Genomic DNA, 12040 nt, shown 5'->3' with positions numbered 1-12040 from the left:
ACATAATCCCCGTCACACAAACACACAGAGGACGAGGGAAATCCATGCACGCAGCGCTGCGCAACAACCTGTTTTTCATCAAGGAACACGTCGGCATCTTCAAGGCGGCCAACAACTACGACATCTTCGACCCGAATTCGCAACAGAAAATTCTGGAGTGCCGCGAACCGAACCTCGGCTTCTTCAGCAAGCTGCTGCGCTTCACCGACTACAAGCGCTTCACGCCGTTCGACGTGGTGGTGTCGACGCCCGAGGGGCAGAAGGTGCTGTCGGTCAAGCGAGGCGTGTCCATCTTCCTGTCGAAGGTGCAGGTGCTGGACGGCAACGACCAGGTCGTTGGCTCGTTCAAGCAGAAGCTCTTTTCCATCGGCGGCAAGTTCGACGTGCTCGACGCTCAGGAGCAGATCGCCTGCACGCTCAAGGGCAAGTGGACCAGCTGGGATTTCCGCTTCGTGCAGGGCAGCAGCGAGTTTGCCGCCGTCTCCAAGAAATGGGCGGGGCTGGGCAAGGAGCTCTTCACCACCGCCGACAACTACATGCTGTCGATCGATCCGGGCGTGCCAGCCAACGACGCCCGCCGCCTGCTGATCGTGGCGGCGGTGATGTGCATCGACATGGTGCTGAAGGAGTAAGAAGGCTCCTTACAACACCAGCAACGCGCGGAAGTCGTTGACGTTGGTGTGGGTCGGGCCGGTCACGAACAGATCGCCGATGGCGTCGAAGTAGCCGTAGGCGTCATTGCGGTCGAGATGGTCCGACAGCTTTTTTCCCGCGGCCGTGGCGCGCGCCAGCGTGTCGGGCGTGACGAAAGCGCCCGCGTTGTCTTCCACGCCGTCGATGCCGTCGGTATCGGCGGCCAGCGCCCACACCTGCGGCTGGCCCATGAGCGCGCCGGCCAGCCCCATGCAGAACTCGCCGGCCCGCCCGCCGCGGCCCTTGGCCTGGCCTGGCTGGCGGGGGCGGATCGTCACCGTGGTCTCGCCGCCCGAAAGAATCACGCAGGGCCGCGCGAACGGCTCGCCGCGGTGCGCCACGGCGCGCGCCAGCGCGGCATGCACCTTGCCGACTTCGCGCGATTCGCCTTCCATTTCGTCGCTGAGGATGTGCGCCTCGATGCCGGCCTCGCGCGCCGCCCTGGCCGCCGCTTCGAGCGACTGCTGCGGCGTGGCGATCATGTGTGTCTCGTGGCCCTTGAACACGGCGTCGTGCGGCTTGGGCGTTTCGAGTTCGCCGCTTTCGAGCTGCGCACGCACCGGCGCGGGCACTTCGATGCCGTAGCGGTCGAGGATGGCGAGCGCCTCGGCGCAAGTGGTGGCGTCGGGCACCGTCGGGCCGCTGGCGATGACGGCTGCGTCGTCGCCGGGCACGTCGCTGATCGTCAGCGTCACCACGCGGGCCGGCGCGCATGCCGCTGCCAGCCGGCCACCCTTGATGCGCGACAGATGCTTGCGCACGCAGTTCATCTCGCCGATGCCTGCGCCGCTTTCGAGCAGTTGCTTGTTGATGCGCTGCTTGTCGGCCAGCGTCAGGCCTTCGGCCGGCAACACCAGCAGCGACGATCCGCCGCCCGAGATCAGGCACAGCACGAGGTCGTCGGCCGTCAGGCCCTGAGTCAGCGCGAGGATGCGCTCGGCGGCCTGCTGGCCTGCCGCGTCGGGCACGGGGTGCGCGGCCTCGACGATCTCGATGCGCTGCGGCACGCCTTCGGGCCGCGGCGGAATGTGGTCGTAGCGCGTGACGACCAACCCCGACAGCGGTGCATCGGCCGGCCACAGGGCCTCGAGCGCCTGCACCATCGAGCCGCCTGCCTTGCCGGCACCCAGCACCAGCGTGCGGCCCTGGGGCGGCGGCGGCAGGTGGGCGCCCAGCGTGGACAGCGGCAGCGCGCGGTCCACCGCCACGCGGTAGAGGTGTTCGAGGAAAGCGCGCGGGGCTTCGCGCGGATCGGGGGCGGGGCCGAAGGCGGGGTTCGATGCGGTCATTGCTGCTTTGTCTCCAATCCGGCGATTGTGCTGCGGACCGTGACCCGCCCTCTTGCCGCCGGTCAACTTCTGCCTGTCTAGTTGGTCTTTGCGCCGGCCTGGAACCAGCGGCTGATGAGGGCCCGCTCCTCGTCGGTGATGCCGGTCGCGTTGTTCATCGGCATGATCTTCGTGACCACCACCTGCTGGTAGATCGCCTGCGAATGCGCGGCCACTTGCTCCGGCGAATCGACGCGCACGTTCTTCATCTGCACGGCCGCGCCGTGGCACATGAAGCAGCGCTGCTCGAGCACCTTCTGCACGTCCTTGAACGGCACGGCGGGCGCGGCGGCAGCCACCGCAGGCGCCGCCACGGGTTCAGGCTTCATCCAGACGATGGTCAGGCCCAGCACCACGATGCCGACCAGCGCGTAAGGCAGCGGGTTGCCCGCATTGCCCAGCTTGAAGCGGTGCCGCACCACGAAGAACTGACGAATCGCCGCGCCGCCGAGCATGATCAGCAGCAGCACGATCCAGTTGTACTTGTGCGTGTAGGTAAAGCTGTAGTGGTTGCTCAGCATCGCGAACAGCACCGGCAGCGTGAAGTAGGTGTTGTGCACGCTGCGCTGCTTGCCGCGCTGGCCGTGCACCGGGTCAACCGGCTTGCCCTCGCGCAGCGCCGCCACGTTCTTGCGCTGGCCGGGAATGATCCAGAAGAACACGTTGCCGCTCATGGTCGTGGCCATCATCGCGCCCACCAGCAAGAAGGCCGCGCGGCCCGCGAACCACTGGCAAGCCAGCCAGGTCGCGAAGGCGATGAAGATCGCGATCAGCACGCCGACGATGGTGTCGCCGTGCTTGCGGCGCCCGAAGACCTGGCAGATACCGTCGTACACCATCCAGAACACCACGAAGAAGGCCAGTGCAACGGCAATGGCGGCACCGGGCTGCCAGTCCATCTTCGACTTGTCGATGAGGTACGTGCTCGCGTTCCACAGGTACGACATGGTGAAGAGCGTGAAACCCGTGATCCAGGTCGAATAGCTCTCCCAGTACGACCAGTGCAGGTGGTCCGGCAGCTTCTTGGGCGCCAGCGCGTACTTCTGCATGTTGTAGAAGCCGCCGCCGTGCACGGCCCATTGCTCGCCGCCCACGCCCTTGTCGAGCGATTCCTGGTCCTGCGGCTTCTCGAGGCTGTTGTCCAGCATCACGAAGTAGAAGGAGGCGCCGATCCAGGCGATGGCGGTGATGACGTGGACCCAGCGCAGCAGCAGGTTGGCCCAGTCGAGGTAATAGCTTTCCATGTGCTCTCTCTCAACCCAGTCGGCGCGTGGGGGCGCCAAGGAGGGGTTTCAGCCTGCTCACCACCGCGGGCGCTGTAAGCAGAGAAAGTGCCGCGAACGCAGGCTCCATGGAAAAATGGGCCTCGCTCCGCTGCGGCTTGTTGTGGACCGAAAGTGTATACAGTTTTGACAAAGGACGGGGCTGTTTTTTGGGGCGGCGGCCGCCGGGAAAACCCTGTTCAGCCCAACGATTGCAACAACTGTGCCGCCACTGCCACGGCGATCACCTCGGGCTCCTTGCCCGTGATGCCGGGCACGCCGATCGGGCAGGTGATGCGGGCCAGTTCGTCAGCGGTGAAGCCCCGCGCTTCGAGCCGATGGCTGAAGGTGGCCCACTTGGTCTTGCTGCCGATCAGGCCGACGTAGGGCAAGTCGTTGCGCTCGCGCAGGCGCTTCAGGCAGGCGATGACGATGTCTAGGTCTTCGGCATGGCTGAAGCTCATGATGAGCACGCGGCTGCCCGGCGCCAGCGCGGCCACGGCGTCCTGCACGGGTTCTGAATGTTCGGTGTCGATCTGCGCGGGCAATTCTTCGGGGAACACGCCGTCGCGGCTGTCGATCCAGCGCACTGCAAACGGCAACGCGGCCAGCAGCCGCGCCAGTGCCGCCCCCACATGGCCGCCGCCGAACAGCGCCACGGGCTTGAGTTGCGCGACCAGTTCGCGCTGCAGCCTTGGCGCATCGGCGGCAGTGACGCGCTCGTACGACAGGAACATCACGCCACCGCAGCACTGCCCCAGGCTCGGGCCCAGCGGGTAGCGCTGGATGCCGTCGAAGGGCGCGCGCGTGCCGGCCAGCATTTCGCGTGCTTCTTTCGTGGCCTGGAATTCGAGCTGTCCGCCGCCGATGGTGGCCGTGAGCGCATCGGCCCACACCGCCATCCAGGTGCCGGCCTCGCGCGGCGCCGAGCCCTGCGTCGATTCGACGCGCACCAGCACCGCGTCTTCGTGGCGAAGACGTGCCAGCAGTTGATCGACCGCACCGCTCATCGTTGTCGATACCTTCGGTTGCCGGGCCCGTGAAGACTCACGGTATAAACCCGGCGATGAATCGCCAGCTTACGCCCCGCCGCCTCGCACTTGCCGCTTCCGTTCTTTCCGCACTCTGGCTGGCCGGCTGCGGCAGCCCTGGCGCCGTGCCCGGCCAGTTGAGCAGTGCCTCCCCTTCCAGCGCATCCGGCCGCGTGCCCCGCGCCTCGAACGCCGCCACGGCGCGCGACTACCGCCGCGATGCGGCGCGCCACATCTACGACATCAACCGCTCGCGCATCTACGGTGGGCAACTGCCGCCCATGCTCTATGCGGTCGGTACGCTGCAGGTGAATCTGGATGCTGGCGGCAAGGTGGTCTCGATGCACTGGCTGCGCGCGCCCCAGCATGCGCCCGAAGTGGTCGCCGAGATCGAGCGTTTCGTGCTGCAGGCCGCGCCCTTCCCCGCCGCCACCCGCCTCGGCGCAGTCACGTGGACCGACACCTGGCTGTGGGACAAGAGCGGGCGCTTTCAGCTCGACACCCTGACAGAGGGGCAGCAACAAGGTGACTGACCTCAGGAGCCCCGGTACGTGGAGTAGCTCCACGGACTGACGAGCAGGGGCACGTGGTAGTGCTGGTCGGTGTGCGCCACGCCGAAGTCCAGCGACACCTTGTTCAGGAAATTGGGCTCCGGCAGCTTGACGCCGCGGACCTTGAAATAACCCGCCACATCGAACACCAGCCGGTAGGTGCCGGCCTTCAACGAGTTGTTGTCGTACAGCGGGCCGTCGCTGCGGCCGTCCGAATTCAGCGTGAAGCGCTTCACCAGCGTCGCGGCGTCGCCGTCGGTGGTGTACAGCGCAACCTCCATGCCGGCCGCGGGGCCGCCATGCATCGTGTCCAGTACGTGAGTGCTCAGGCCCATGGGGCGCTCCTTGAAATGGGTGCGGGAAATTCCGGTGGACAAAAGTGTATACAGTTACCGGCTTTGGGTCTATCATGAAAAACATGGAGTCCTCCACCACCCGTTCGATCGTCGATGCCCTCACGAAGGCCATCGTCGAGCATCGGCTTCAGCCCGGCACCAAACTGGCCGAGCAGAAGCTGGCCGATCATTTCGGCGTGTCGCGCACGCTGGTGCGACAGGCGCTGTTCCAGCTGTCGCAGAACAAGCTCATCCGGCTCGAACCCGCGCGCGGGGCCTTCGTGGCCGCACCGGCCGTCGACGAGGCCAAGCAGGTGTTCGCCGTGCGCCGCATGCTCGAGGCCGAGATGACGCGCGAGTTCGTGCGCACCGTCACGCCCGCCAAGATCAAGGCGCTGAAGGAGCACGTTGCGCTCGAAAAATCCGCCGTGTCGGGCGAAGACATTTCGGGCCGCACCGAACTGCTCGGCGACTTCCACGTGCGCATGGCCGAGCTCATGGGCAACCAGGTGCTGGCGCAGATCCTCGGCGAGCTCATCTCGCGCTGCGCCCTCATCACGCTCATGTACCAGAGCGCCAGCGCAGCCGAGCACTCCAACGACGAGCATGCCGACATCGTGAAGGCGCTGGCCGCGCGCGATGAAGAACGCGCCGTACGCCTCATGACCGAACACCTGGAGCACGTCGAGGCCAATCTCACGTTCGACCGCAAGGTGCCCACCAACGACATCTCACTCGCGCTGTCCTGATCTACACCATGACCGTCTACGACACCACCCTGCCCTACCCGCGCGACCTCGTCGGCTACGGCCGCAACCCGCCCCACGCCCAATGGCCGGGCGGTGCGCGCGTCGCGGTGCAGTTCGTCCTCAACTACGAGGAAGGCGGCGAGAACGCCACGCTGCACGGCGATGCGGGCTCCGAGCAGTTCCTCTCCGAGATGTTCAACCCGGCCAGCTTTCCCGACCGGCACATCAGCATGGAAGGCATCTACGAGTACGGCTCGCGTGCCGGCGTATGGCGCATCCTGCGTGAGTTCGAAAAGCGTGGCCTGCCGCTCACCGTATTCGGCGTGGGCATGGCGCTGCAACGCTACCCCGAGCTGACCGCCGCCTTCAAGGAGCTGGGCCACGAGATCGCCTGCCACGGCTGGCGCTGGATCCACTACCAGAACCTCGACGAAGCCACAGAGCGCGAGCACATGCGCCTGGGCATGGAAGCGATTGAAAAGCTCACCGGCGAACGCGCCCTGGGTTGGTACACCGGCCGCGACAGCCCGCGCACGCGCCGCCTCGTGGCCGACTACGGTGGCTTCGAATACGACAGCGACTACTACGGCGACGACCTGCCCTTCTGGATGAAGGTGCAAAAGACCGACGGCACCGTGGTGCCTCAGCTCATCGTGCCCTACACGCTCGACTGCAACGACATGCGCTTCGCGCTGCCGCAGGGCTATTCGCACGCCGACCCGTTCTTCCAGTACATGAAGGACACCTTCGACGCCCTGTACGCCGAAGGCGACCCGAACGGCGACAACAGCCCGAAGATGATGAGCATCGGCATGCACTGCCGCCTGCTCGGGCGGCCGGGCCGCATCACGGCGCTGCAGCGTTTTCTCGATCACATCGCACAGCACGACCGCGCGTGGGTCTGCCGGCGCGTCGATATCGCGCGCCACTGGAAGCAGGCGCACCCCTTCGAAACCGGAGCTATTGCCGGAGCCGCATCATGAGCCTCACCATCGCCCAACTCAACGCCGCCGTGCCGGCCGCAGCCGTCGCGCTGCTCGACGGCATCTACGAGCACTCACCCTGGATCGCTCAGCGCGCCCTGGCCGCTCGCCCGTTCCGCTCGCTCGCGCATCTCAAGCATGCGCTGGTGCAGGCGCTGGCCGCTTCATCGGCCGAGGAGCAGATCGGCCTCATCCGCGCCCACCCCGAACTCGCAGGCAAGGCCATGGTCAGCAAGACGCTGACGGCCGAATCGACCAACGAGCAGAGCAAGGCCGGCCTGACCGACTGCACGCCCGAGGAGTTCGCGAAGATCCAGCAACTCAACGCCGACTACAACGCGAAGTTCGGCTTTCCGTTCATCCTCGCTGTGCGCGGCCCGCGCGGCACGGGGCTGCCCAAGCGCGAGATCATCGACACCTTTGCGCGCCGGCTGTACAACCACCCTGACTTCGAACTCGGCGAGGCGCTGCGCAACATCCATCGCATTGCGGAGATCCGCCTCGACGACAAGTTCGCCGCCGACGTCGCGCTCGGCAATGATGTGTGGGACTGGCAGGAACAGCTCTCGGTGCACACCGACCCGGGCTATGCCGAGAAGGGCCAGCTCACCGTCACCTACCTGACCGACGCGCACCGCGCCTGCGCCGCGCAGATCAGCGCGCTGATGCGCGACGTGGGCTTCGACTCCGTGCACATCGACGCCGTGGGCAACGTGGTCGGCCGCTATGAAGGCTCGACGCCCGGCGCCAAGACCCTGCTCACCGGCTCGCACTACGACACCGTGCGCAACGGCGGCAAGTACGACGGACGCCTCGGCATCTTCGTGCCGATGGCCTGCGTGCGCGAACTCAAGCGGCAGAACAAGCGCCTGCCCTTCGCCTTCGAGGTGGTGGGCTTCGCCGAAGAAGAAGGCCAGCGCTACAAGGCAACCTTCCTGGGTTCGGGCGCGCTCATCGGGCACTTCGACCAGCGCTGGCTCGACCAGAAGGACGTCGACGGCATCACCATGCGCGAGGCCATGCAGCAAGCGGGCCTGAAGCAGGAAGATATCCCGAAGATCCAGCGCGATCCGGCACGCTACCTCGGCTTCGTCGAAGTGCATATCGAGCAGGGCCCAGTGCTGACCGAGCTCGACCTGCCGCTGGGCATCGTCACCTCCATCAACGGCAGCGTGCGCTACGTGGGCGAAGTGATCGGCATGGCCAGCCACGCCGGCACCACGCCCATGGACCGCCGCCGCGACGCCGCAGCAGCCGTGGCCGAGCTGATCCTCTACACCGAGCAGCGCGCCGCGAAAGACGGCGACTCGGTCGGCACCGTCGGCATGCTCGAAGTGCCCAGCGGCTCGATCAACGTGGTGCCGGGCCGCTGCAAGTTCAGCCTCGACCTGCGCGCGCCCAATAACGCGCAGCGCGATGCATTGGCCACCGACGTGGTCAACGCGCTGAAAGACATCTGCGAGCGCCGCGGCGTGCGCTACGAGCTCGAAGAGACGATGCGCGCCGCCGCCGCACCCAGCGCGCCCACATGGCAGCAGCGCTGGGAGAAGGCGGTCGATACGCTGGGCATTCCGCTCTTCCGCATGCCCAGCGGCGCCGGCCACGACGCGATGAAGCTGCACGAGGTGATGCCGCAGGCCATGCTGTTCGTGCGCGGCATCAACTCGGGCATCAGCCACAACCCGCTCGAATCGAGCACCAACGACGACATCCAGCTCGCAGTGCAGGCCTTCCAGCTGCTGCTGGAAAACCTCGCCACCGAACAAGCCCACTGATTCACAGAAGAACAACCATGACCGACTACGCCAAGCTCGACGCCTGGATCGACGCGCACTTCGACGAGGAAGTGCAATTCCTGCAGCAACTGGTGCAGGTGCCCACCGACACACCGCCAGGCAACAACGCGCCGCACGCCGAGCGCACCGCCGAGCTGCTGAAAGACTTCGGCCTCGACGCCGAGAAGCACTCCGTGCCCGCGCAGGAAGTGAAGGACTACGGCCTCGAATCGATCACCAACCTGATCGTGCGCCGCAAGTACGGCAATGAAGGCCGCACCGTGGCCCTGAACGCCCACGGCGACGTGGTGCCCCCGGGCGAAGGCTGGACGCATGACCCATACGGCGGCGAAATCGCCGACGGCAGCCTCTATGGCCGTGCAGCAGCAGTCAGCAAGAGCGACTTCGCCAGCTTCACCTTCGCGCTGCGTGCGCTCGAAGCGGTGGCCAAGCCGACCAAGGGCAGCGTCGAGCTGCACTTCACCTACGACGAAGAATTCGGCGGCATCCTCGGCCCGGGCTGGCTGCTCGAAAAAGGCCTGACCAAGCCCGATCTGATGATCGCGGCCGGCTTCAGCTACGAAGTGGTCACCGCGCACAACGGCTGCCTGCAGATGGAAGTGACGGTGCACGGCAAGATGGCCCACGCCGCCGTGCCGGCCACCGGCATCGACGCGCTGCAAGGCGCCGTGAAGATCCTCAACGCGCTGTATGCGCAGAACACGCTTTACCAGCAGGTCACGTCGAAGGTCGAGGGCATCACGCACCCGTACCTCAACGTGGGCCGCATCGAAGGCGGTACCAACACCAACGTGGTACCCGGCAAGGTCATGTTCAAGCTCGACCGCCGCATGATCCCCGAAGAGAACCCGGTCGAAGTCGAAGCCGCGATCCGCAAGGTGATTGCCGATGCCGCCGCCGAGAGCGCGGGCATCACCGTCGAAATCAAGCGCCTGCTGCTCGCCAATTCGATGAAGCCGCTGGCCGGCAACAAGCCGCTGGTCGATGCGATTCAGAAGCACGGCGGCGAACTGTTCGGCGAGCCCATCAAGGCCATGGGCACGCCGCTGTACACCGACGTGCGCCTGTACGTCGAAGCCGGCATTCCCGGCGTGATCTACGGTGCCGGCCCGCGCACGGTGCTCGAATCGCACGCCAAGCGCAGCGACGAGCGCGTGGTGCTCGAAGACCTGCGACGCGCCACCAAAGTGATCGCGCGCACGCTCAGCGACCTGCTGGCCTGATCCTGATCCTGATCCTGATCCTGATCCGGCTCAGATGACCTTGACGGCTGCGGGCGCCGAGCGCGCCGCGGCCCATGCCATCACCTCGGGCAGCGGCGCGGGCCGCGCCAGGTGATAGCCCTGCACCAGCCGGCAGCCCATCGCGTGCAGGGCATCGAGCTCGTCCTGCGTTTCCACGCCCTCGGCAACCACCTGGATGTTCAGCGAGCGGCCGAGCTGGACGATGGCGTCCACCAGCACCACGTTGCCCGGCGAGGACGACAGGCCGAGGATGAAGCTGCGGTCGATCTTCACCTGCCGCACGTACTCGCTGCGCAGTGACGCCAACGACGAATAGCCCACGCCGAAGTCATCGACCACGATTGCCACGCCCGCGGCCGACAGCGCGCTCAGCCGACTGCGCGTGGCATGGGTGTCGAGCGCCACCTCTTCCGTGATCTCGATCTGCAGCCGGCGCGGTGCCACGCCGCGCGCCTTCAGCATGCCGAGCACGATGTCGTCGACCGCCAGCTGCGCCATCTCGCGCGGCGAGACATTGATGGCAACCGGCACGGCGGCCAGGCTGGAGCCCGCGGCCTCCAGCTGGCGCATGCCCAGGCAGACCTCGTCGACCAGATGCCGCAGCAGCGGCTCGGCCACACCGGTGCTCGCTGCCGCGTAGATCACCTCTTCGGGGGCAATGTGGCCGTGGCGCGGATGGTTCCAGCGCATCAGCGCCTCGAGGCTGTGGACCTCGCGGCCGTCGCTGTTCATGATCGGCTGGTACCACACGCCGATGTCGCGCGCCTCGATGGCATGGAGCAGGTCACGCTCCACGTCCCGGCGCGTGGCCAGCCGCTGGTTGAGCGCCTTGTCGAAGACCTGGTAGCGGTTGCGCCCGGTGCGCTTGGCCTCGTAGAGCGCCTCGTCGGCAAAGCTGAGCATGTCGGCGATCTCGGCATCGCCCGAGACGGAGATGCCAATGCTCACGCCCAGGTGGCCGCCGTAGTGCGCAGTGGCGAAGGAAATCGAACGGATCAGCGCCTGCGCAATGGCCGTGGGCGCCTGCCGCTCGTCCTGCAGGCTGTAGAGCACCGCGAACTCGTCGCCGCCCCAGCGGCCGAGCACGGCCTGCATGTCGGCGGTCTCCCGCTGCAGCCAGCGGGCCACGTCCTGCAGCACGCGGTCGCCGACCTTGTGGCCGAAGGCGTCGTTCACCGCCTTGAAGCCGTCGAGGTCCAGCAGCAGCAGGCCATGCTGGCCGCCGCCGGGTGCGGCGATGTGCAGCGTCGCCGCCTCGGTGAAGCCTTCGCGGTTGAGCAGGCCGGTGAGCGAATCGTGCGAGGCCCGGAAGGCCAGCTGCTGCGTGGCGTCCAGTGACATCGCGTGCACCAGCCGCAGCTGTGCGGCCATTGCGGTGGCTTCGTTGCGCAGGCGGCTTCCTTCGCGGAAGGTCCTGTCACTGTGCAGCGCACCGCGCACCAGTGCCGCGAGGTACAGCAACACCATCGCCGCCAGGCTAAGGTTGTCGAAGCCGCCTGCATAAATCAGGCAACCCACCACCGACAGTAGCGCCGGCGTGATGAAGCTGATGGGCACGAGCGCATAGGCAATGCCATAGGTGACCGCACCCGCGCAGATGCCGCACACCACCGTCAGGTAGAACACCGCATGCGGCGATGAGTAGCCGTCGCACAGAAACGGAATGAGGGCCCACACACAGCCCGACACCGCAGCCAGAACCGCAGCGATGCGCAGGTGCCATTCGACCGGGCGGCCGTCCGGCGAGGTCGCAACGCCACTGCCGGGCTCGGCGCCGGGCGACGGCGCGAATGGCCAGCGGCAGATGTAGCTGCGCACCCCGTTCACCATGAGCGACAGCAGCAGCCAGCTCAGCCCTTCGAACGCGCGGCCGGCATTGAGGGCGACCAGCGCCGCGGTGAAGCTCAGCACCACGCTGATCGGAATGGCCGAGAGAACGCTGCGGCGCACCGTCACGAGCTGATCGGTGCGCACCATGCGCGACAGCACTCCATCGTCGACGGACGCGGTGGGCAAGGGGACAGGCGCGCTGGGGATCATGGAAGGGGCACAGTTTATAGAGGGCAAG

11 protein-coding genes are annotated in these 12040 nt (G+C 66.6%); 6 read left to right on the top strand and 5 right to left on the bottom strand.

Going from position 1 to position 12040, the window contains the following annotated elements:
• Window positions 1-44 precede the first annotated feature (44 nt).
• The gene (locus tag ACSFBF_RS13480; RefSeq protein ID WP_435467688.1) at window positions 45-632 is read left to right on the top strand and encodes an LURP-one-related family protein; all 588 of its coding nucleotides are present in this window, start codon (window positions 45-47) and stop codon (window positions 630-632) included.
• Window positions 633-641: 9 nt separating this feature from the next.
• On the opposite strand, the gene ACSFBF_RS13475 is transcribed toward ACSFBF_RS13480, so the two are convergent.
• The 3 genes from ACSFBF_RS13475 to xdhC form a co-directional block, all read right to left on the bottom strand.
• Window positions 642-1982, bottom strand: a complete 1341-nt coding sequence (locus ACSFBF_RS13475; RefSeq protein WP_435467686.1) for a glycerate kinase type-2 family protein — start codon at window positions 1980-1982, stop codon at window positions 642-644.
• Window positions 1983-2059: 77 nt separating this feature from the next.
• On the bottom strand, window positions 2060-3265 hold the full coding sequence (locus ACSFBF_RS13470) for a urate hydroxylase PuuD (protein ID WP_435467684.1): 1206 nt from the start codon (window positions 3263-3265) through the stop codon (window positions 2060-2062).
• Window positions 3266-3483: 218 nt separating this feature from the next.
• Window positions 3484-4293: a xanthine dehydrogenase accessory protein XdhC gene (gene xdhC / locus ACSFBF_RS13465; RefSeq protein WP_435467682.1), complete on the bottom strand. Its 810-nt coding sequence runs from the start codon at window positions 4291-4293 to the stop codon at window positions 3484-3486.
• A gap of 56 nt (window positions 4294-4349) precedes the next feature.
• Here xdhC and ACSFBF_RS13460 point away from each other — a divergent pair, with 56 nt between their 5' ends.
• Window positions 4350-4847, top strand: a complete 498-nt coding sequence (locus ACSFBF_RS13460) for a hypothetical protein (RefSeq protein ID WP_435467680.1) — start codon at window positions 4350-4352, stop codon at window positions 4845-4847.
• 2 nt (window positions 4848-4849) lie between these two features.
• On the opposite strand, the gene uraH is transcribed toward ACSFBF_RS13460, so the two are convergent.
• A complete protein-coding gene (gene uraH, locus ACSFBF_RS13455) occupies window positions 4850-5200 on the bottom strand; it encodes a hydroxyisourate hydrolase (RefSeq protein ID WP_435467678.1) in 351 nt (116 codons plus the stop codon).
• A gap of 74 nt (window positions 5201-5274) precedes the next feature.
• Here uraH and ACSFBF_RS13450 point away from each other — a divergent pair, with 74 nt between their 5' ends.
• From ACSFBF_RS13450 to ACSFBF_RS13435, 4 genes are read left to right on the top strand one after another with little or no spacing between them, the layout of a single operon-like run.
• On the top strand, window positions 5275-5949 hold the full coding sequence (locus tag ACSFBF_RS13450; protein WP_093058863.1) for a GntR family transcriptional regulator: 675 nt from the start codon (window positions 5275-5277) through the stop codon (window positions 5947-5949).
• Between the two features lie 8 nt (window positions 5950-5957).
• Window positions 5958-6932 carry an allantoinase PuuE gene (gene puuE / locus ACSFBF_RS13445; RefSeq protein WP_435467676.1) on the top strand — a complete coding sequence of 325 codons (975 nt, stop codon included), beginning with the start codon at window positions 5958-5960 and terminating at the stop codon, window positions 6930-6932.
• Entirely contained in the window at window positions 6929-8707 is a 1779-nt protein-coding gene (gene uraD / locus ACSFBF_RS13440) for a 2-oxo-4-hydroxy-4-carboxy-5-ureidoimidazoline decarboxylase (RefSeq protein ID WP_435467674.1), read from the top strand. Before puuE ends, uraD begins: the two co-directional genes overlap by 4 nt.
• Before the next feature lie 17 nt (window positions 8708-8724).
• Complete coding sequence (locus ACSFBF_RS13435) at window positions 8725-9951, top strand: M20 family metallopeptidase (RefSeq protein WP_435467672.1); 1227 nt, start codon at window positions 8725-8727, stop codon at window positions 9949-9951.
• Between the two features lie 30 nt (window positions 9952-9981).
• On the opposite strand, the gene ACSFBF_RS13430 is transcribed toward ACSFBF_RS13435, so the two are convergent.
• On the bottom strand, window positions 9982-11988 hold the full coding sequence (locus ACSFBF_RS13430) for a putative bifunctional diguanylate cyclase/phosphodiesterase (RefSeq protein ID WP_435467670.1): 2007 nt from the start codon (window positions 11986-11988) through the stop codon (window positions 9982-9984).
• Between the last annotated feature and the right edge of the window lie 52 nt (window positions 11989-12040).

The organism is Variovorax nivicola (assembly GCF_051216475.1).
Classification (GTDB): Bacteria; Pseudomonadota; Gammaproteobacteria; order Burkholderiales; family Burkholderiaceae_C; genus Variovorax.
This window is presented reverse-complemented; position numbering and strand designations above follow the sequence as displayed.

Coding starts and splice junctions, on each gene's coding strand:
- uraH (WP_435467678.1), bottom strand. CDS start 5,200: ATGGGCCTGAGCACTCACGTACTGGACACGATGCATGGCGGCCCCGCG.
- ACSFBF_RS13460 (WP_435467680.1), top strand. CDS start 4,350: ATGAATCGCCAGCTTACGCCCCGCCGCCTCGCACTTGCCGCTTCCGTT.
- ACSFBF_RS13470 (WP_435467684.1), bottom strand. CDS start 3,265: ATGGAAAGCTATTACCTCGACTGGGCCAACCTGCTGCTGCGCTGGGTC.
- ACSFBF_RS13480 (WP_435467688.1), top strand. CDS start 45: ATGCACGCAGCGCTGCGCAACAACCTGTTTTTCATCAAGGAACACGTC.
- uraD (WP_435467674.1), top strand. CDS start 6,929: ATGAGCCTCACCATCGCCCAACTCAACGCCGCCGTGCCGGCCGCAGCC.
- xdhC (WP_435467682.1), bottom strand. CDS start 4,293: ATGAGCGGTGCGGTCGATCAACTGCTGGCACGTCTTCGCCACGAAGAC.
- ACSFBF_RS13435 (WP_435467672.1), top strand. CDS start 8,725: ATGACCGACTACGCCAAGCTCGACGCCTGGATCGACGCGCACTTCGAC.
- ACSFBF_RS13475 (WP_435467686.1), bottom strand. CDS start 1,982: ATGACCGCATCGAACCCCGCCTTCGGCCCCGCCCCCGATCCGCGCGAA.
- ACSFBF_RS13450 (WP_093058863.1), top strand. CDS start 5,275: ATGAAAAACATGGAGTCCTCCACCACCCGTTCGATCGTCGATGCCCTC.
- puuE (WP_435467676.1), top strand. CDS start 5,958: ATGACCGTCTACGACACCACCCTGCCCTACCCGCGCGACCTCGTCGGC.